Source organism: Sphingomonas sp. BL-S-30 (assembly GCF_055521475.1).
In genome coordinates this window covers 4,684,194-4,701,430 of the sequence record NZ_CM145481.1, presented here as the reverse complement: position 1 = coordinate 4,701,430, position 17,237 = coordinate 4,684,194, and the positions used below count along the sequence as shown (strand labels likewise).

Here is a 17,237-nt window from a genome sequence, read left to right as displayed (position 1 = left end):
GCCCGGCGCGCCCCTAGGCTTGGGCGAGCTGCACGATCGCGTCGATCTCCACCGCCACACCGAGCGGGAGGACCGGCACCCCGACCGCGCTGCGGGCATGACGGCCCGGCTCACCGAACAGGGCGAACAACAGGTCCGAGGCGCCGTTCGCTACCTTGGCCTGGTCGGTGAAACCGGGCGCGGAGTTGACGAACACGCCGAGTTTCAGGATCCGCTCGACCCGGTGAAGCCCGCCCAGTGCGGCCTTCATCTGCGCGACGATCATCAGGGCGCAACGCTGCGCCGCCTCCTGCCCGAACGCCAGATCGACATCCTCGCCGAGCCGGCCGGTCATCAGCGCGCCGTCCCTGAACGGCAGCTGCCCCGATACGTAGAGGATGCCGTTCGATTCGACCGCAGGGACATAGGACGCGACCGGCGCGGCCGGGGCGGGAAGGCTGAGGCTGAGCTCAGCCAGCTTGCGGTCGATTCGATCGGTCATAAACAACGCCCCTTCAGTCTGGAGTATCGCCTCCGCGGATGCAGGAAAGACGCCGCCGCGACAAGCCGGGAGCCTCGACGCGATCAGTCCGCAGGCAACCCGGCGGCGAATCGCGCCGCGATCCATGCCTCGGCCTCGCGCCAGTCGTCGATCCGCGCATGCGCGGCCGCCGCCTTGGGCACGTTCGGCGCCATCGCCGGCTCGGAGATCATGTGCAGCCGGTGGACCTGCGGCGCGTGCTTCGCGACCGAATCATGATGCACGCCCAGATCGTCGACGAACACGGTGACCGGATCGCCATGCTCCGCGACCAGCCGCGCCACCGGGCCGCCCTTGCCGCCCTGGTTGCATTCGACGCGGTGCGCGATGCCGAACTTCGCCAATTGCTCGATGCGCGGCTGGCGGCAGATATCGGTGAGGTTGGTCAGGATGACCACATCGGCGATCTCCGACAGCGCGGCCAGCGCCTCCCGGGCGTGCGGCACCAGGGTCTGGCGGTCCATCTCGGCGGGGAAGAACTGGTCGAGCATGCCCCACATCTCCTCGCGGCTAGGCGCGGGCGTGCCGTCGCGACGCTTCATGTTCGTCGCGAAATCGGCGCCATCGGGCGTGAACTCGATATCGTGCGTCTCGCCCAGCCATACGCCGAAATGGCGGACCATGTGGAGCAGCACTTCGTCGCAATCGCAGATCAGCAGGGGTTTCATTCGGACTCCAGGGCGCGGCGGGCGGCGACGATCGCTTCGGGCTTCACCTGGAGACTCGCGGCGCAGGCGACAAGATCGGGCTCATAGGCTTCGAGAAAGACAAGCGTCGCGGCGAGCACCGCCGGGTCGGTCGCCCGGACGCGCAGCTCGGCCGGGTCGAGACCGGTCGTGTCGAGCAGCCGCTCCGCCCGGGCCGGCTCGCCCAGGGTCCAGACAAGCGCCTGCAGCGCAAGGGCGGCGGCATCGTGATTTGTCTCTGGCGCGCGCATTGCCTATCAGCGATCCGGAACAATGGGGAATGCGCGCACGTGGCAAAGAAGGTGCTCGTTGTCGAGGACAACGAACTCAACCTGAAGCTTTTCTGCGACCTGCTCCGCGCACATGAATATGTGACCGAGCCCGTGCGCGACGGCCGCGAGGCGGTCGAGCGCGCCCGCGATTTCATGCCCGATCTGATCGTGATGGACATCCAGCTGCCACATGTCAGCGGGTTCGAGCTGATCGGCCAGCTAAAGGCCGATGCGACGCTCAAGGCGATCCCGATCATGGCGGTGACCGCTTATGCCGGGCGCGAGGATGAGGAACGCATCCGGGCAGTGGGCGCCGACGCCTATGTGTCCAAGCCGATCTCGCTGGTCCGCTTCGTCGATGCGGTGGCGGCGCTTTTGTAGAAATGGAAAAAGCCGCGAGGCTTACGCCCGCGGCTCTGGATCCCGGCCTGCGCCGGGATGACCGATCGGCGGCTTACGCCGCCGGCAAGATCACTTGATCTTGGTTTCCTTGAACTCGACATGCTTGCGCACGACGGGATCGTACTTCTTGAAGCTGAGCTTCTCGGTCTTGGTACGCGGGTTCTTCTTCGTGACGTAGAAGAAGCCGGTGTCTGCCGAGCTGAGCAGTTTGATCTTGACGGTGGTCGGCTTTGCCATGACCTGAAATCCTGTATGCTGAAAAAGCAAAAGCGGCGAACAAGCCGCCGCTCTCAAGCGCTGCCCGATGGCGGAGAGTCGCCGATATGTCAACCCTAAGACGAAACCCGACACCCCGTTCGGGGCGATCGGGACGCGTTTTCTCCCCGAACGGGACGAGGGCCATGGGATTCCAAGCACCGCGTCTTATCTAGCGTATCGATTGCGGTGATCGGTACAAATACGGAAGCGAACGCGGAGCGTTTGCGCTATCGGACCGTTCTCGCAACGAAACCGAACCGAGGACAGACACCATGGCCGATCCCGCCGCTCCGCTGAAAACCCCCACCGACATCAAGAGCAACGCCGCCAAGACCGTCGCCGAGGCGCTGAACGGCATTCTCGCCGATTCGTTCGCGATCTATTTCAAGACCAAGAATTTCCACTGGCACGTGTCGGGGCCGCATTTCCACGATTACCATCTGATGCTCGACGCCCAGGCGGCGCAGATCTTCGCCACGACCGACGCCATTGCCGAGCGCGTGCGCAAGACCGGCAACACCACGCTGCGCTCGATCGGCGACATCTCGCGCCACCAGACGATCAAGGACAATGACGCGCCCTTCGTCTCGGCCGAGGACATGCTGGCCGAACTGCGCGAGGACAATCTCAAGCTGGTCGAGAGCCTGCGCGAGGCGAAGGAGATCGTCGACACCGCCAAGGACAATGCGACCAGCGGCATCCTCGACACCTGGACCGACGAAGCCGAGGAGCGTGCCTGGTTCCTGTTCGAGGCGAGCCGGAAGGGCTGATCGCGGAACAAGCCGGCCCGGCGGATCGTTTCGCTCTCATACTGAAGGAGAGTGACATGATTCGCTGGGCCATCATCTTCCTCGTCATCGGCGTGGTTCTCGCCCTGCTCGGCTTTGGCGGGCTGGGCGGCACGTTCATCGGCATCGCCAAGCTGCTGTTCTTCGTCGCGATCGCGGTGTTCGTCGTGCTGCTCGTGCTCGGCCTGCTCGCCGGCAAGGGCGTGAAGAACGCGATCGACTAGATCAGGCTCGCGGCGCCGGGCCCAGGGTCAGCACCCACAGGTCCGGCGCCGCGCCGAAACGGAGCGGCACCGCGCTGGTGCCAAGGCCGCCGGTCACCACGACCGTGCGGCCTTTTTCGTGGACGATGCCGCAACGATAGCGCGGTGCCGCAACATGCGTGACGGGCCCGTACAGCGGCAGCACGATCTGCCCGCAATGCGTGTGGCCGGCGAGCAGCAGGGCCATGTCGGCCGGTAGCTGAGGCGCGAGGTCGGGCGAGTGAGTCAGGATGATGCGGGCGCCGGCGAGAGGACGCATCGCCGCGCGCAGCGCCGGCAGGTCCTGATGCCGCGTATAGGCATCCCCGGCGCCGCCGATCGCGAGCGGCCCGCGTTGCACCGCCCGATTGTCCAGCACCGTCACGCCGGCCCCTTCAAGGGCGCGGCCGATCAGCGCGGGATCGGTCCAATGGTCGTGATTGCCGAGCGTTGCGATCACACCCAGGGGCGCGCGCAGGCCGGCGAGCGGCGCCAGCCCGTTCGCCATCGCCGCGGCGCGCGCCGGATCATCGCCCGAGGCGAAATCGCCGGCGATCAGCACGACATCCGGCTTCAGCGCATTCACCCGCCCGACGATGCGTGCCAGCCGGGCCGAGTCCATCGTCGCGCTGGCGATATGCACGTCGCTGAACAGAATCACGCGCACCGGCGGCGCGCCGGCCGGCCAGTCCGGCAGGGCGAGCGTCGCGCGGCGGACGACGGGATCGGCCCGCGCATTGAGGAAGCCCCAGCCGAACAGCAGGAGCGCAAGGACTAGGAGCGAGGCGAGGACGGGCAGGAGACGGCGCACCACCCGAGCATAAACGAGCCGCCGCGCGGCGCCAGCGCGATGATGCTGGCGGAACCCCGACGCCCGCGCCATGTTCCGCACCTGATGCGTGCCTTTGCCGACCTTCTCGACCGGCTGATCTACACCCGGTCCCGCAATGCCAAGCTGAAGCTGATCGCCGATTATCTGGCGGCGGCGCCCGATCCCGATCGCGGCTGGGCGATGGCGGCGCTGACCGGCGATCTCGACCTGCCCGCGATCAAGCCGGCAATGATCCGCGCGCTGATCGAGGAGCGCGTCGACCCCGTGCTGTTCCGCATGAGCCGCGACTATGTCGGCGACAGCGCGGAGACCGTCGCCCTGCTCTGGCCCGCGCCGGAGGCGCCGCCGAAGGACGGGGAGCCGCTGACCGTCGCGCAGGTCGTCGACCGGCTGGGCGCGCTTTCCCGCTCCGACGCGCCGGCCGCGCTGGCGGGCATGCTCGACCGGCTCGATGCCGACGAGCGTTTCGCGCTGCTCAAGATGGCGACCGGGGCGCTGCGCATCGGCGTCTCGGCGCGCCTCGCCAAGACCGCGCTCGCCCAGGCCTTCGGGCTCGATGTCGAGGCCGTCGAGGAAGTGTGGCACGGCATCGCCCCGCCCTATACGTCGCTGTTCGCCTGGGCCGAGGGCCGCGGAACGCAGCCGACCGCCGCGGACGTGCCGGTGTTCCGCCCGTTCATGCTCGCCCATCCGCTCGAGGACCTGCGCCTCAGCCTCGACGATTATGCGGCCGAGTGGAAATGGGACGGCATCCGGGTCCAGATCGTTCATGTCGGGGGCGAGACCCGGCTCTATAGCCGTGCGGGCGACGACATCACCGGCAGCTTCCCCGAGGTCGCGCGGGACTTCACCACGCCCGGCGTGCTCGACGGCGAGCTGATGGTGAAGGGGAGTTTCCAGGGCGGCGCGCTGGAGGAAGGCGGCGGCGCCGCCAGCTTCAACGCGCTGCAGCAGCGGCTCGGCCGCAAGATCGTCTCGGCGAAGATGCTGGCCGATTATCCCGCCTTTGTCCGGCTCTACGACATATTGTTCGACGGTGCCGAGGATCTGCGCGAGCTGCCCTGGTCGGCGCGGCGCCCCAGGCTGGAGACCTTCGCCACACAGCTCGACTCCGAGCGGTTCGATGTCAGCCAGGTCATCGACGCTGCCGATTTCACCGAGCTCGAAGGCATTCGCGCCGGCGCACGCGACGCCTCGATCGAAGGCGTGATGCTGAAGCGCCGCGATTCGCCCTATGTCACCGGCCGGCGCGTCGGCCTGTGGTACAAATGGAAACGCGATCCGCTGACCGCCGATTGCGTGATGATGTACGCCCAGCGCGGCAATGGCCGGCGGTCCTCCTTCTATTCCGACTATACTTTCGGCTGCTGGACCGACGAGGGCGAGCTGCTGCCGGTGGGCAAGGCCTATTCGGGCATCACCGACGAGGAGCTGAAGATGCTCGACGGCTTTGTGCGCGGCCATACGCTCAACCGCTTCGGCCCGGTGCGCGAAGTGGAGAAGACGCTGGTGCTGGAGATCGCGTTCGATTCGATCCACGAATCCAAGCGCCACAAATCGGGCGTCGCGATGCGCTTCCCCCGGATCGCCCGAATCCGCACCGACAAGCCCGCGGACGAAGCCGATACCGTCGCGGCGCTGCGGCGGCTGATCACCTGACGTTGCCCTGATATTGGCGGATAACAGCGAACGAACAGGGAAGGATTTTTTATTTCGCTGTTACGCCAAATTTTCCTGCAGAAATATCATTATATCTCACGCGCTTAATGATCGTTCCCTGTTCCTGGCTAACAGGGAACGGCTCGCACGGAACAGGGAAGGCCGACCCCGGAACAGGGAACGCGACCGCGGAACAGGGTCGGTTGGCATGGGCTGGGACATAAGAAGCGCACACAGGTCGACCCTCACGGGAAACAACGGCCGGGGTCGGGGCGCCCTGGCCGGTAGCGACGATGCCCGATTCGGCGCAGCGTTGAATCGACGCTGCACTTTCCCCTCTCGAGCTGGTGGAAGGGAAGTCGCCGCTGAACGGCTTTGCGTCTTCGCGCCTTCGCGTGATCCCCTGTTCTGCGCTTTTCGCGCCGCTCCATCCGCGATTGTCCGTCCGTGACAGGAGCGAGGCCAGACCGCTTGCCCGCGACCCCGCCACCCTGCATGGCGGCGCAATGCCCGCCTTCACGCTTGCCGCCCTGATGATGATCGCCTCCGGGTCGATCCATGCGGTGGTCAATGCGATCGTGAAGGGCGGGCGGGACAAGGCGGCGGGCCGCGCGGTCACTGACGGGACCAGCGCGTTGATCCTGCTGCCGGCCACGCTGTTCGTGCCGCTGCCGCACGGCGCCTGGGCATATCTCGCGGCCAGCGCGGCGATCCACGGCTTCTATCTCTATTTCCTCGTCCAGGCCTACCAGGCCGGCGATCTCTCCGCGGTCTATCCGGTGCTGCGCGGCACCGCGCCGCTGGTCACCGCCGGGGTGACGATCGGCCTGCTCGGCGAGCATGCCACGACCGGCCAGATCGCCGGGATCGCGCTGATCGGCGGAGCGATGTTCGTGATGATCGCCGGCCGGCACCTCGGCCGCGCAGCGCTGGGCTGGTCGCTGCTGACCGGCCTGTGCATCGCCGCCTATACCGTGGTCGACGCGATCGGCGTGCGCGCCGCGCCCAGCGCGACCAGCTATATCGTCTGGGTATTCGTCCAGATGGGCGCGGTGGTGGTCGCGATGTTCGGCCTGCTCTCGCGCGGCACGATGTTCGCCGCCGCCCGCTCGCAGTGGAAGCCGGGGGTGATCGCCGGTGCGCTGTCGATCCTGACCTATGGCCTTGCGCTTGCCGCCTTCGCGCTTGGCCCGACCGCGCCACTCGCCGCGCTGCGCGAGACCGGCATGGTCACGGCGCTGCTCATCTCGATCCTGTTCCTGAAGGAGCGCGCCACCGCCGGCCGGGTGGCCGGGGTGTTCGGCATCCTGGGCGGGGCGGCGCTGATCCTGGCGGGGTGAGGGTTGGATGGCGCTGCAACCAACCCATCCCGTTCGTCCCGAGTAGCCATCGACCTTGTCGAGAGGGCGTATCGAGGGACAAGCCTCACGCACGCGACCTGTGCCTCGATACGAGCTCTCGATACGCCTTGGGCTACTCGATCTCTACTCGGCACGAACGGATGGGGTGGACGTACAGCGGTACCGGATCACTTCGTCCAGCCGGCGAGCCAGTCGGCGAGCGCCTGGGGCGTCATGCTGCGCGCATCGGCCAGCGCGGCGGTATGGCCCTGGTTGACCAGCCGGTCAGTGCGCGGATCGACGATCAGCAGGCTCGGCACGCCTTCCAGCCGATCCCTGATGCCGTAATGCGCCGGGATGTCGAGATTCCTGTCGAACCGGCCGACATCGACGACCGCCACCTCATAATGGGCGGCGACGAATTTGCGGAGCTGGGGAATGTCCATCGTGCCGGCGAGCAACCGGCAATCGAGGCACCAGTTGCCGCCCAGATCGATCAACAGCAGCTTGTGCCTGGCCCTGGCACGCGCCTTGGCGGCGGCAACCACGGCCTGGGCATTGGCCTGCTCGTCATAGGGAAGCGGCAGCGGTTTGGCGAGTTGCTCGAAGCTGGCGACCGGCACAAGGGGCGCGCTTGCGGCACCGACAGGCGCGGCCAGCGCCAGGGAGAGCAGGGCGACAAGGGATGCGCGCATGACCGTTCCTCAATTCATAGCGATTCACTATGAATTAACGACGACTCGCGCTGAAAGACAATAAAGAAAAACCCGGCACGCCCAAAGGCATGCCGGGTCTTGATCGTGTCGCCTCGGTAACAGGTTTTGACCTGAGCCCTTATGCGATGGAGGTGAGGTTCACCGCTGCGTACTTGCCGCGACGATCGACCTCGAGCTCGAATTCGAGCCGGTCACCCTCGTTGAGGCTGGTCATGCCGCCGCGTTCGACCGCGGGATGTGCACGAACGCATCCTCATCACCATCGTCGCAGACGACGAAGCCGCTACCGCCGCCGAATGCCTGTGGTGTGTGGCGACAGATGGGAGCGATAGGGCGTTTGCACCGGCTGATTTCGGCTTTATCCTTCGGGGGATAGACAGACGGGAATCGGCAGGTGAAGAATGTCGATGGCGGGGGAAGAGGATCATGGACGACACATTCGAGTTCACTGAAGATCTGCGACTAGTTTCCATCGCCTTCTTCATCGCAAAACGATCACATCTTGAACTGTCACTGGACTGGGTCCGTTTCTTCGTGGACGGCGAGGAGATCAGCGTGACTCAATCGGGCGAGCTTCCGGCGACGCAAGGCCCGTGGATGTTGCTCGGACTGTTCGAGGAGGGCAGGGCGTTCGACCTGGACTGGTCATTTCGGACCGGTATTCGAGTTCCGGACGAGAGCGAGGTCGTGCTCGGCCATTTCCCCGACGGACGCCTGACGAAGGCGACGCGTTTCCAGCGGCTACAGCTCGAGCGATTCAAGACCTATCAAGGGAAGATCAGCATTACGGTCGTGAGGCCGTAACATATTCTCACGTCGCCAGCGCCGACAAGGCCGGCTTCATGCCGGACGGGCAAGGCGACCCAACGACATCATTGGCGGGAGCAACGTATGACCGATCAGGCATTTGATGGCGAACAAGGCAGATGATGCCAGCGCCTGGGCCACCATCTGGGTCAAAGGCGAATTATCGGACCTGTCCACCTATCAGAAAGTGACCGGGTACCTCGGCAACAGCGTCAAGGACCCGAATGGTGCCAAAGTGTTCCAGGGCACCGCCGATGGCGACCCCGCCGTGTACATCGTATTTCGCCAATAATTTCGAGGAGCGGATCATGCGCGAAGGCCCTGATGACATTACCGACGTTGAAATCCTCGAGGCCGAGCTGATCGACCCGGCGCAGGATTGCAACGGATCCGTCAGAAAGGAAGATCGCGGCAACGCCCAATATGCTTGGTGGTATCTCGTTAACGGTGCCGACCGGGATGCCACCGTGACGATCCGCCGAACATGGCGCTATGAAGGCCAGATCAGATCGGACACCAAGCAGCACAGCCTGTATCCGGGCGAGGAACGCGAGGTCTTCTCGTTCGATCGTGCCCAGGAACCCAAGCTTGCATTCGTGGCGTGCCGATTGAGCTGAGCGACAGGGTCCGGCGGAAGCGCAACCGCGGCATGGGTCCGCGGCAGTCACGGGATCGGGCCGGCTTACCCCGGCCGGAATGAGCGAGCAGACATTTCGTTTTCAACCGCGGTGGAAAGAGGAACTGGCGGTCTCTGCGGACGGCGGGTCCATCGTCCTGGAATTGCCGATGGGCGCCTTGGGCCTATCTCCCCCACCAAGACCCCATGTGGGTGCAACGCACAGGCATGGGCGCGGCCGCTATGGCCAGTGCTGAAGCGTGAACTGGAGCAATGGTGCCGGGAGAACAACGCGGCTTTCCCCATAGATTCGACCACGTCGGTGTACGCGCCCTGACGGGGTCGCCGCTGCTATCGCCGGCGCCGGACAGGCGGAGCATGGCGCGGATATAGAAAAACCCGGCACGCCTGCGCGTGCCGGGTCTTCTGTCACTCAAGATGGGGCAGGCCCCGACCCTCAGGCGATGGAGGTGAGGTTCACCGCCGCGTACTTGCCGCGACGATCGACCTCGAGCTCGAATTCGAGCCGGTCGCCCTCGTTGAGGCTGGTCATGCCGCCGCGTTCGACCGCGGAAATGTGCACGAACGCATCGGGCTGGCCATCGTCGCGCTGAATGAAGCCGAAGCCCTTCATCGCGTTGAAGAACTTGACGGTACCCGTCGCCTTCTCGCCGGTCAGCTGACGCGCCGGGCCTGCGCCGCCGGCGGGTGCACCACCGCGCGGGCCGCCCGGACCTGCCGCGTCACGGTCGCGCGGCGGGCCGCGGTCAGTGACGGGAAGAGGCTCGCCCTCGATCTTGAGATCAGTCGCCGAGATGCGGCCGCCACGATCGACCAGGGTGAAGCCGAGCGGCTGACCCTCGGCCAGACCGGTCAGGCCAGCCTGCTCGACCGCGGAAATGTGCACGAACACATCCTCGCCGCCATCGTCGCGAACGACGAAGCCGAAGCCCTTCTGCCCGTTGAAGAATTTGACCACGCCGGTGCCTTCGCCGACAACCTGCGGGGGCATGCCGCGGCCACCGCCGCCAGCACCACCGCCGCCGAAGCCGCCACCGCCGCCGCTGCGGAAACCACCGCCACCGCCACCGCCGCCGAAACGATCGCCGCCGCCGCCGAAGCGGTCACCACCGCCACCGAAACGATCGCCGCCGCCACCGAAACGGTCACCACCGCCGAAGCCGCCGCCACCGAAATCGTCACCGCCGAAACCGTCGCGCTTGTCGCGGCCACGCCCACCGCGATCCCCGCGGCGTCCTTTATCGAAACTCATGCCCTGTTCGTCTTCCCGGCTCGCCCAAATCGCCATGTCAACACGCCCGCGCTGGACGAAAAGCGCGGTTGTTCGAACGCCAAACCTATCGCGTCACCGAGTCGGTGTAGCGTAATTCCCTCTGGGCTGCGAATAAATTCGTCCGAATTGCGGCAGGCCTTGCTTGCTTAGCGACGGGTGAGGCGGCAGAGCCACACTATGTCGATTATCACGCTCTTTTCGGACCCCGCCACCTGGGCGGCGCTGGCCACCCTGATCGTGATGGAGGTGGTGCTCGGCATCGATAATCTCATCTTCATCTCGATCCTGTCGAACAAGCTGCCCGAGAGCCAGCGCGTGAAGGTGCGCCGAGTCGGCATCAGCCTGGCGCTGGTGCTGCGTCTCGGCCTGCTGTCCACCATCGCCTGGATCGCCAGCATGACCGTGCCGGTGTTCGACCTGGGGCTGACCGGGGGACTCGATTCGCACGGCGAACCGAGCTTCGAGACGGCCTTTTCGATCCGCGACCTGATCCTGATCGCCGGGGGCCTGTTCCTGCTGTGGAAAGCGACCAAGGAAATCCATCACAGCGTCGACCCCGACGAATCGGGGTCGACGCTCGACAAGAAGGGCCGGGCGGTGATGAGCTTCTGGTCGGCGATCATCCAGATCCTGCTGCTCGACATGGTGTTTTCGATCGATTCGATCCTGACCGCGATCGGCATGACCGACGATCTGCCGGTGATGATCATCGCCGTGGTCATCGCGGTCGGCGTGATGATGTTCGCGGCCAACCCGCTCGCCAATTTCATCGCGCGCAACCCGACGGTGGTGATGCTCGCGCTCGGCTTCCTGCTGATGATCGGCGCGGTGCTGATCGCCGATGGCTTCGGCGTGCATGTGCCCAAGGGTTATATCTACAGCGCGATGGCCTTTTCGGCGGGCGTCGAATCGCTGAACATCTGGTCGCGCAAGGCCCGCGAGCGGAAGAAGACCGGCGGCGGCGGGCATTGAGCATGAGCCCGTTCGCGTCTAGGCGGGCGTCATGACCGTTCATCTGCACGAAGAAGACATTCCCGCCGGCCTGTTCGAACCGGGCGTCGACATCGCCGTCGATACCGAGACCATGGGGCTGATCACGCCGCGCGACCGGCTGTGCGTCGTCCAGCTTTCCGATGGCGGGCCGGACGAGCATCTCGTGCGCTTTTCCCCCGGCAGCGACTATGCCGCGCCCAATCTGCGCGCGCTGCTCGCCGACCGGGACCGGGTGAAGCTGTATCATTTCGCGCGTTTCGATCTCGCCGCGATCAAGCATTATCTCAAGGTGGAGGCGGCGCCTGCCTATTGCACCAAGACCGCGTCGCGGCTGGTGCGCACCTATACCGACCGGCACGGCCTGAAGGAGCTGGTGCGCGAGCTGCTCGCCCAGGACATCTCCAAGGCGCAGCAATCGTCCGACTGGGGCGGCCCGGTCCTGTCCGACGCGCAGAAGGACTATGCCGCATCCGACGTGCGCTTCCTGCACAAGCTGCGCGAGGAACTCGACCGCCGTCTCGCCCGCGAGGGCCGGGCCGCGCTTGCCCAGGCCTGTTTCGACTTCCTGCCGGCGCGCGCCGATCTCGATCTGGCGGGCTGGCCCGAGATAGACATCTTCGCTCATGTCTGAGGTGGCGGCCAGCGTCCGCTCGGCGCGGCAGATCTGGGCGGCGCCCGGGAGCAGCCACGACCGGGTCGTGAGCAGCCTGCGCATCGTGCTGCCGCTGATGATCGGTGTGCTCTCCGCTTTCCTCGTGATGATGCCGCTCGCCGGCAGCGGCGATGTCAGCTTCCTGCTCGACAAGAACAAGGTCGACGTCGCCAAGGAGCGGCTGCGCCTCCAGTCGGCGACCTATCGCGGCGAGGACGGCAAGGGCCAGCCCTTCGCGCTCAACGCCGGATCGGCCGTGCAGAAGAGTTCCGCCGAGCCGATCGTGCAGCTCAGCCAGCTCTCGGCCGAGATCGGGCTGGCCGACGGGCCGGCGCGGCTCGTCGCCGACCGCGGCCGCTACAATATGGACAGCCAGCAGGTCATGGTCGACGGCCCGGTCCGCTTCAACACGACCGACGGCTATCAGCTCGACACGCATGACGCGACGGTCGATCTGAAGTCGCGCCGGCTGCAGAGCGGCGGCGCGGTGACCGGCAAGGTGCCGCAGGGCAATTTCAGCGCCTCGCGCCTGACCGCCGACCTCGAGAACCATATCGTCAAACTTGACGGTAACGCCCGCTTGCGGATCGTGCCGCGAAGGGCGAGATAGGCGAACCATGGCCATGATGACCCGCCTCCTCGCGCCTTGCGCGCTGTTCCTCGCCTCGGGCGCGGCCGCGCAGAGCCACAATTCGGCGGCGCCGATCGACTTCGGCGCTGACCATATCGAGCTGCAGGACAAGGCGAATCGCGCGATCCTGACCGGTAATGTCTCGGTCCGCCAGGCCGAGATGACGCTGAATTCGGCGCGGATGACGGTCGCCTATACCGGCCAGGTGGTCGACGGATCGCCCCAGGTCTCGCGCCTCGACGCGGCGGGCGGCGTCACCGTGACCCGGCCGCAACAGACCGCGCGCAGCCAATATGCGGTCTATGATCTCAACCGCCGGGTAATCACCATGCTGGGCGGCGTCTCGCTCCTCCAGGGCGGCAACACCGTCAATGGCGGGCGGCTGACGATCAATCTCGATACCGGGCGTGCCGTGATCGACGGGTCGGCGGTCGGCGGCGGCGGCGCGGCATCGGGCACGACGACGAGCCGCGGCGGGCGGGTGACCGGCACTTTCTCGGTGCCGAAGCGGAACTAGGCTCCCGCGGGCGTTCCTCTCAAGTCGAAGATGAGGTTCGCGGAGACGCGGAGGCGCGAAGATGGAGCGGCGCCGGCACGCATCTGCCCAATCTCCTTTGCGTCTTCGAACGCCGCGCTTCTTCGGAATTTCTCCGCGCCTCCGCGCGAATCCTGCCTCGGCCTCCTCTTGCGCTGCGTCCCGGGTGATAGTCAGCGGGAAGGGGGCTTGATTTTTAGACGTTTCGCCAGCGTTTTTTCGTCGCCTTGCCGCTCGCCCCTTCCCTTGTCCGGGCGTCTGGTGCAGGGATTTTTCCGCAACGTCATGCACAAAGCCTGCCAAACACCGTTCGGGCAGGCTTCCTGCTGACCATCCGATGCGAGCACGGGACGCAGAATGACCGATGTGACCACCCTCGATGACGTCGAGCCGATCGCCGAAGCGCCGGTGATGAAGGGCCTGTCGGTCGTCTCCATCGCCAAATCCTATGACAAGCGCGTCGTGCTTTCCGACGTCTCGGTATCGGTCGGGCAGGGCGAGGTGATCGGCCTGCTCGGGCCCAACGGCGCGGGCAAGACGACCTGCTTCTATTCGGTGATGGGGCTGGTGAAGCCCGATTCGGGCCGGATCATGCTCGACGGCGACGACATCACCGGCCTGCCCATGTATCGCCGCGCGATCCTGGGCCTGGGCTATCTGCCGCAGGAGACGTCGATCTTCCGCGGGCTCACGGTCGAGAAGAACATCCTGACCGTGCTGGAACTGGCCGAGCCCGATCCGGCGGCGCGCCAGACCAGGCTCGACACACTGCTGGAGGAATTCGGCCTGACCCGGCTGCGCGACGCGCCGGCGATGGCGCTGTCGGGCGGCGAACGCCGCCGTGCCGAGATCGCCCGCGCGCTGGCGGCCGACCCGTCGATCATGCTGCTCGACGAGCCCTTTGCCGGCATCGACCCGCTGTCCATCGCCGACATCCGCGACCTGATCTGCGAGCTGAAGAAGCGCGGCATCGGCGTGCTGATCACGGACCATAATGTCCGCGAGACGCTCGAGATCGTCGACCGCGCCTATATCATCTATGACGGCCGCGTGCTGTTCACCGGCTCGCCGGAAGAGCTGGTCGCCGACGCCAATGTCCGCCGGCTGTATCTGGGCGAGGGTTTCTCGCTCTAGCGCGTCATGAGTCTCGCCCCGCGCCTCGATCTGCGCCAGTCGCAATCGCTGGTGATGACGCCGCAGCTGCAGCAGGCGATCCGCCTGCTCGCGCTGTCGAATCTCGAGGTCGAGGGGTTCATCGCCGAGGAGATCGAGAAGAATCCCCTGCTCGAATCGAGCGCGCCCGAGGATGACGGCCCGACGCTGGAGCGCGACGCCCCACCGGAGCCGCGCGACGAGCCGGCCAGCGCCGACGAGTTGCTGATGGGCGGCGACAGCACCGGCGAGGCATCGCTCGACGTCGATTTCAACGCCGAGAGCTTCCACCATGACAGCCCGGCCGATGGCGGCGGCATGGACGGATCGCTCGGCCTGAACGGCACGGGCGGCGGGGCGATGGGCGAGGACGGGCCCGATCTCGACGCCTTCGCCGATACCGGCCTGAGCCTTGCGGATCACCTGCTCGCCCAGGCGGGGCCCGTGGTCGACGGTCCCGACATGTTCATCGCGGCGCATCTGATCGACCAGATCGACGAGGCGGGATATCTGACCGTGCCGCTGCTCGAGGTCGCCAACCGGCTGGGCGTTCCGCTCATCCGGGTCGAGCAGGTGCTCGGCATCATCCAGACTTTCGATCCGACGGGTGTCGGGGCGCGCTCGCTGTCCGAATGCCTCGCGCTCCAGGCGAAGGAAGCCGACCGTTACGACCCGTGCATGGCGCGGCTGATCGACAATCTGGAGCTCGTCGCGCGCGGCGACATGGCGCGGCTTAGGCGGATCTGCGACGTCGACGACGAGGATCTGGCGGACATGATCCGCGAACTGCGCAACTACGACCCCAAGCCCGGCTGCCGTTATGGCGGGGAAGCGATGCAGGCAGTGGTGCCCGACATCTTCGTCGCCAAGCGCAAGACCGGCTGGGCGATCGAGATCAACGCGGCAACTCTGCCGCGCCTGCTGGTCAATCGCGGCTATTATGTCGAGCTGTCCGCCGGGCAGCAGGACAGGGCGTCGAAGGCCTGGCTGTCCGAATGCCTGGCCAGCGCCAACTGGCTGGTCAAGGCGCTCGACCAGCGCCAGCGCACCATCATCAAGGTCGCGAGCGAGATCGTGAAGCAGCAGGAAGCATTCTTCGTGCACGGCGTGTCGCAGCTGAAGCCGATGACCCTGCGCCAGGTGGCGGACGCGATCGAGATGCACGAATCGACCGTCAGCCGGGTGACCAGCAACAAATATCTGAGCTGCGCGCGCGGGCTCTACGAGCTGAAATATTTCTTCACCTCGGCGATCCAGTCCTCGGACGGCGGCGACGCGGTGTCGGCCCAGGCCGTGAAGAGCGCGATCCGCGCGCTGATCGCGGCGGAGGAGCCCAAGGCGATCCTGAGTGACGACACCTTGGTCGAACTGCTCAATGCCAAGGGCTTCGACATCGCGCGGCGCACGGTGGCGAAATATCGCGAGGCGCTGGGCATCGGCAGCTCGGTACAGCGGCGGCGGCAAAAGGCGCTGGAGGGCGTGGGATAGTCCCGCTGGTCGGCGCGCTGGGCGATTCGCACCAAGAAGACAAAAGGGGAGAGCGCCATGATCATCGTCACCGGAAGCGTCACCGCACGGCCCGATTCGTTCGAGGAGCTGCGCCAGGCGAGCCTCGATCATGTCCATCGCTCGCGCACCGAGCCGGGCTGCGTCAGCCATTCGGTGCAGGTCGATTGCGAGGATTCGATGCGATTGTTCTTCTTCGAGCGGTGGAGCGACATGGCGGCGCTCAAAACGCATTTCGTCCAGCCCGGTTCGGTCCAGTTCATCGCCGCGGTCCGCCGGCTCGCCGCGTCGAGCGAGAGCATATCGATGTACGAGGCAAGCCCGGCGGGCTGAGGGATCAGTCGTCCTCGTCCTCATAGCCGAGCAGCGCCAGCGCCCGCGCCTTGATCTGGCGGGTCATGCACCAATGGACCAGCGCCTCTTCCCGGCCATGCGTGACCCAGACTTCCCGGGGCGCGATCTCGGTCAGCGTGTCGGTCAGCTCGTCCCAGTCGGCATGGTCGGAGAGGATCAGCGGCAGTTCGACATTGCGCTGCACCGCGCGCTGGCGAACACGCATCCAGCCCGAGGCCATGGCGGTGATCGGATCGGGCAGCCGGCGCGACCAGCGATCGTTGAGCGCGCCGGGCGGTGCCATGACGATCCGGCCCTTGAGTTCGGCCTTGGGCACCCCCGTCGCTGGGCGCAGCTCGCCGAGCGCGACGCCGTGCGCGACATAGAGATCGCACAGCCGCTGAAGCGCGCCGTGGAGATAGATCGGATCGTCGAACCCCCGCGCGCGCAACTCGGCGATCACGCGCTGCGCCTTGCCCAAAGCATAGGCGCCGACCAGCACGCAGCGATCGGGATTGGCGTGGAGCGCGGCAGTGAGCTTGTCGATCTCGTCGCCGGTATCGGGGTGGCGGAACACCGGCAGGCCGAAGGTCGCCTCGGTGACGAACACGTCGCAGGCGACCGGCTCGAACGGCGCGCAGGTCGGGTCGGGGCGGCGCTTGTAATCACCCGAGACGACGATGGTCTCGCCGCGATGCTCGAGCACGATCTGCGCCGAGCCCAGGACATGGCCGGCGGGCACGAAGCGGATATCGACCTCGCCCAAACGCATCGACTCGCCATAGGCGACCGGGTGGCCGGCCTGGGGGCCGTAGCGCGTCTCCATGATCGCCAGCGTCTCGGGCGTGGCCCAGACCGCCTCATGGCCGCCGCGCGCGTGATCGGCATGGCCGTGGGTGACGAGCGCCTTGGGCGTGGGGCGCGAGGGATCGATCCACGCATCGGCGGGCTTCACATAGATGCCGTGGGGTTGCGGATCGATCCAGTCGCCGAGTTTCGCCAT

General features: G+C 66.3%; 23 protein-coding genes and 1 pseudogene. 15 read left to right on the top strand and 9 right to left on the bottom strand.

What is annotated here, in order from left to right; genetic code table 11:
- Positions 1-13: 13 nt before the first annotated feature.
- The 3 genes from ACZ1I5_RS22125 to ACZ1I5_RS22115 all read right to left on the bottom strand — a co-directional run bounded on the left by ACZ1I5_RS22125 (position 14) and on the right by ACZ1I5_RS22115 (position 1,457).
- Complete coding sequence (locus ACZ1I5_RS22125; protein WP_465171380.1) at positions 14-481, bottom strand: RidA family protein; 468 nt, start codon at positions 479-481, stop codon at positions 14-16.
- A gap of 83 nt (positions 482-564) precedes the next feature.
- Positions 565-1,188, bottom strand: a complete 624-nt coding sequence (locus ACZ1I5_RS22120) for an HAD family hydrolase (RefSeq protein ID WP_465171379.1) — start codon at positions 1,186-1,188, stop codon at positions 565-567.
- Positions 1,185-1,457 (bottom strand): DUF3572 family protein, encoded by a 273-nt coding sequence (locus ACZ1I5_RS22115; RefSeq protein ID WP_465171378.1) that lies wholly within the window; start codon positions 1,455-1,457, stop codon positions 1,185-1,187. Before ACZ1I5_RS22115 ends, ACZ1I5_RS22120 begins: the two co-directional genes overlap by 4 nt.
- Before the next feature lie 39 nt (positions 1,458-1,496).
- Between ACZ1I5_RS22115 and ACZ1I5_RS22110 the strand changes: the two genes are divergently transcribed.
- Positions 1,497-1,859: a response regulator gene (locus ACZ1I5_RS22110; protein ID WP_465171377.1), complete on the top strand. Its 363-nt coding sequence runs from the start codon at positions 1,497-1,499 to the stop codon at positions 1,857-1,859.
- Positions 1,860-1,949: 90 nt separating this feature from the next.
- Here ACZ1I5_RS22110 and rpmG read toward each other — a convergent pair whose 3' ends face one another.
- Positions 1,950-2,117: a 50S ribosomal protein L33 gene (gene rpmG, locus ACZ1I5_RS22105; protein WP_034157855.1), complete on the bottom strand. Its 168-nt coding sequence runs from the start codon at positions 2,115-2,117 to the stop codon at positions 1,950-1,952.
- 293 nt (positions 2,118-2,410) lie between these two features.
- Here rpmG and ACZ1I5_RS22100 point away from each other — a divergent pair, with 293 nt between their 5' ends.
- Positions 2,411-2,908 (top strand): Dps family protein, encoded by a 498-nt coding sequence (locus ACZ1I5_RS22100; RefSeq protein ID WP_465171376.1) that lies wholly within the window; start codon positions 2,411-2,413, stop codon positions 2,906-2,908.
- A gap of 56 nt (positions 2,909-2,964) precedes the next feature.
- Positions 2,965-3,150, top strand: coding sequence for a DUF1328 family protein (locus ACZ1I5_RS22095; protein WP_465171375.1), 186 nt, complete (start codon positions 2,965-2,967; stop codon positions 3,148-3,150).
- Between the two features lies 1 nt (position 3,151).
- On the opposite strand, the gene ACZ1I5_RS22090 is transcribed toward ACZ1I5_RS22095, so the two are convergent.
- On the bottom strand, positions 3,152-4,051 hold the full coding sequence (locus ACZ1I5_RS22090) for a metallophosphoesterase (RefSeq protein ID WP_465171374.1): 900 nt from the start codon (positions 4,049-4,051) through the stop codon (positions 3,152-3,154).
- A gap of 12 nt (positions 4,052-4,063) precedes the next feature.
- Between ACZ1I5_RS22090 and ACZ1I5_RS22085 the strand changes: the two genes are divergently transcribed.
- On the top strand, positions 4,064-5,659 hold the full coding sequence (locus ACZ1I5_RS22085; RefSeq protein ID WP_465171373.1) for a cisplatin damage response ATP-dependent DNA ligase: 1,596 nt from the start codon (positions 4,064-4,066) through the stop codon (positions 5,657-5,659).
- 506 nt (positions 5,660-6,165) lie between these two features.
- On the top strand, positions 6,166-6,999 hold the full coding sequence (locus ACZ1I5_RS22080; protein ID WP_465171372.1) for an EamA family transporter: 834 nt from the start codon (positions 6,166-6,168) through the stop codon (positions 6,997-6,999).
- 188 nt (positions 7,000-7,187) lie between these two features.
- On the opposite strand, the gene ACZ1I5_RS22075 is transcribed toward ACZ1I5_RS22080, so the two are convergent.
- Together ACZ1I5_RS22075 and ACZ1I5_RS22070 are read right to left on the bottom strand one after the other, a co-directional pair.
- Positions 7,188-7,694: a thioredoxin family protein gene (locus ACZ1I5_RS22075; RefSeq protein ID WP_465171371.1), complete on the bottom strand. Its 507-nt coding sequence runs from the start codon at positions 7,692-7,694 to the stop codon at positions 7,188-7,190.
- Between the two features lie 139 nt (positions 7,695-7,833).
- Positions 7,834-8,003 (bottom strand): annotated as a pseudogene (locus ACZ1I5_RS22070) (cold-shock protein); the annotation flags it as partial.
- A 138-nt stretch (positions 8,004-8,141) separates the two neighbouring features.
- Between ACZ1I5_RS22070 and ACZ1I5_RS22065 the strand changes: the two are divergent.
- The 3 genes from ACZ1I5_RS22065 (at position 8,142) to ACZ1I5_RS22055 (ending at position 9,139) form a co-directional block, all read left to right on the top strand.
- Complete coding sequence (locus tag ACZ1I5_RS22065; protein ID WP_465171370.1) at positions 8,142-8,519, top strand: hypothetical protein; 378 nt, start codon at positions 8,142-8,144, stop codon at positions 8,517-8,519.
- Between the two features lie 106 nt (positions 8,520-8,625).
- Positions 8,626-8,814 (top strand): hypothetical protein, encoded by a 189-nt coding sequence (locus ACZ1I5_RS22060; protein WP_465171369.1) that lies wholly within the window; start codon positions 8,626-8,628, stop codon positions 8,812-8,814.
- Between the two features lie 16 nt (positions 8,815-8,830).
- Complete coding sequence (locus tag ACZ1I5_RS22055; protein WP_465171368.1) at positions 8,831-9,139, top strand: hypothetical protein; 309 nt, start codon at positions 8,831-8,833, stop codon at positions 9,137-9,139.
- 456 nt (positions 9,140-9,595) lie between these two features.
- Here ACZ1I5_RS22055 and ACZ1I5_RS22050 read toward each other — a convergent pair whose 3' ends face one another.
- Positions 9,596-10,411 (bottom strand): cold-shock protein, encoded by an 816-nt coding sequence (locus ACZ1I5_RS22050; protein WP_465171367.1) that lies wholly within the window; start codon positions 10,409-10,411, stop codon positions 9,596-9,598.
- Between the two features lie 198 nt (positions 10,412-10,609).
- On the opposite strand from ACZ1I5_RS22050, the gene ACZ1I5_RS22045 reads away from it, so the two are divergent.
- The 7 genes from ACZ1I5_RS22045 to ACZ1I5_RS22015 all read left to right on the top strand — a co-directional run bounded on the left by ACZ1I5_RS22045 (position 10,610) and on the right by ACZ1I5_RS22015 (position 16,234).
- Positions 10,610-11,404: a TerC family protein gene (locus tag ACZ1I5_RS22045; protein WP_465171366.1), complete on the top strand. Its 795-nt coding sequence runs from the start codon at positions 10,610-10,612 to the stop codon at positions 11,402-11,404.
- 31 nt (positions 11,405-11,435) lie between these two features.
- Complete coding sequence (locus ACZ1I5_RS22040; protein ID WP_465171365.1) at positions 11,436-12,056, top strand: ribonuclease D; 621 nt, start codon at positions 11,436-11,438, stop codon at positions 12,054-12,056.
- On the top strand, positions 12,049-12,687 hold the full coding sequence (lptC, locus tag ACZ1I5_RS22035) for an LPS export ABC transporter periplasmic protein LptC (protein WP_465171364.1): 639 nt from the start codon (positions 12,049-12,051) through the stop codon (positions 12,685-12,687). The genes ACZ1I5_RS22040 and lptC overlap by 8 nt, the downstream gene beginning before the upstream one ends.
- Positions 12,688-12,694: 7 nt before the next feature.
- On the top strand, positions 12,695-13,225 hold the full coding sequence (locus ACZ1I5_RS22030) for an LptA/OstA family protein (RefSeq protein WP_465171363.1): 531 nt from the start codon (positions 12,695-12,697) through the stop codon (positions 13,223-13,225).
- A gap of 375 nt (positions 13,226-13,600) precedes the next feature.
- Complete coding sequence (gene lptB / locus ACZ1I5_RS22025) at positions 13,601-14,377, top strand: LPS export ABC transporter ATP-binding protein (RefSeq protein ID WP_465171362.1); 777 nt, start codon at positions 13,601-13,603, stop codon at positions 14,375-14,377.
- A 6-nt stretch (positions 14,378-14,383) separates the two neighbouring features.
- Positions 14,384-15,883 (top strand): RNA polymerase factor sigma-54, encoded by a 1,500-nt coding sequence (gene rpoN / locus ACZ1I5_RS22020; RefSeq protein WP_465171361.1) that lies wholly within the window; start codon positions 14,384-14,386, stop codon positions 15,881-15,883.
- A gap of 57 nt (positions 15,884-15,940) precedes the next feature.
- Positions 15,941-16,234, top strand: coding sequence for a putative quinol monooxygenase (locus ACZ1I5_RS22015; RefSeq protein WP_465171360.1), 294 nt, complete (start codon positions 15,941-15,943; stop codon positions 16,232-16,234).
- Between the two features lie 4 nt (positions 16,235-16,238).
- On the opposite strand, the gene ACZ1I5_RS22010 is transcribed toward ACZ1I5_RS22015, so the two are convergent.
- Positions 16,239-17,237, bottom strand: a complete 999-nt coding sequence (locus tag ACZ1I5_RS22010) for a ligase-associated DNA damage response exonuclease (RefSeq protein WP_465171359.1) — start codon at positions 17,235-17,237, stop codon at positions 16,239-16,241.

Coding starts and splice junctions, on each gene's coding strand:
- ACZ1I5_RS22125 (WP_465171380.1), bottom strand. CDS start 481: ATGACCGATCGAATCGACCGCAAGCTGGCTGAGCTCAGCCTCAGCCTT.
- ACZ1I5_RS22120 (WP_465171379.1), bottom strand. CDS start 1,188: ATGAAACCCCTGCTGATCTGCGATTGCGACGAAGTGCTGCTCCACATG.
- ACZ1I5_RS22115 (WP_465171378.1), bottom strand. CDS start 1,457: ATGCGCGCGCCAGAGACAAATCACGATGCCGCCGCCCTTGCGCTGCAG.
- rpmG (WP_034157855.1), bottom strand. CDS start 2,117: ATGGCAAAGCCGACCACCGTCAAGATCAAACTGCTCAGCTCGGCAGAC.
- ACZ1I5_RS22100 (WP_465171376.1), top strand. CDS start 2,411: ATGGCCGATCCCGCCGCTCCGCTGAAAACCCCCACCGACATCAAGAGC.
- ACZ1I5_RS22095 (WP_465171375.1), top strand. CDS start 2,965: ATGATTCGCTGGGCCATCATCTTCCTCGTCATCGGCGTGGTTCTCGCC.
- ACZ1I5_RS22090 (WP_465171374.1), bottom strand. CDS start 4,051: ATGGCGCGGGCGTCGGGGTTCCGCCAGCATCATCGCGCTGGCGCCGCG.
- ACZ1I5_RS22085 (WP_465171373.1), top strand. CDS start 4,064: ATGCGTGCCTTTGCCGACCTTCTCGACCGGCTGATCTACACCCGGTCC.
- ACZ1I5_RS22080 (WP_465171372.1), top strand. CDS start 6,166: ATGCCCGCCTTCACGCTTGCCGCCCTGATGATGATCGCCTCCGGGTCG.
- ACZ1I5_RS22075 (WP_465171371.1), bottom strand. CDS start 7,694: ATGCGCGCATCCCTTGTCGCCCTGCTCTCCCTGGCGCTGGCCGCGCCT.
- ACZ1I5_RS22065 (WP_465171370.1), top strand. CDS start 8,142: ATGGACGACACATTCGAGTTCACTGAAGATCTGCGACTAGTTTCCATC.
- ACZ1I5_RS22060 (WP_465171369.1), top strand. CDS start 8,626: ATGGCGAACAAGGCAGATGATGCCAGCGCCTGGGCCACCATCTGGGTC.
- ACZ1I5_RS22055 (WP_465171368.1), top strand. CDS start 8,831: ATGCGCGAAGGCCCTGATGACATTACCGACGTTGAAATCCTCGAGGCC.
- ACZ1I5_RS22050 (WP_465171367.1), bottom strand. CDS start 10,411: ATGAGTTTCGATAAAGGACGCCGCGGGGATCGCGGTGGGCGTGGCCGC.
- ACZ1I5_RS22045 (WP_465171366.1), top strand. CDS start 10,610: ATGTCGATTATCACGCTCTTTTCGGACCCCGCCACCTGGGCGGCGCTG.
- ACZ1I5_RS22040 (WP_465171365.1), top strand. CDS start 11,436: ATGACCGTTCATCTGCACGAAGAAGACATTCCCGCCGGCCTGTTCGAA.
- lptC (WP_465171364.1), top strand. CDS start 12,049: ATGTCTGAGGTGGCGGCCAGCGTCCGCTCGGCGCGGCAGATCTGGGCG.
- ACZ1I5_RS22030 (WP_465171363.1), top strand. CDS start 12,695: ATGGCCATGATGACCCGCCTCCTCGCGCCTTGCGCGCTGTTCCTCGCC.
- lptB (WP_465171362.1), top strand. CDS start 13,601: ATGACCGATGTGACCACCCTCGATGACGTCGAGCCGATCGCCGAAGCG.
- rpoN (WP_465171361.1), top strand. CDS start 14,384: ATGAGTCTCGCCCCGCGCCTCGATCTGCGCCAGTCGCAATCGCTGGTG.
- ACZ1I5_RS22015 (WP_465171360.1), top strand. CDS start 15,941: ATGATCATCGTCACCGGAAGCGTCACCGCACGGCCCGATTCGTTCGAG.
- ACZ1I5_RS22010 (WP_465171359.1), bottom strand. CDS start 17,237: ATGGCGAAACTCGGCGACTGGATCGATCCGCAACCCCACGGCATCTAT.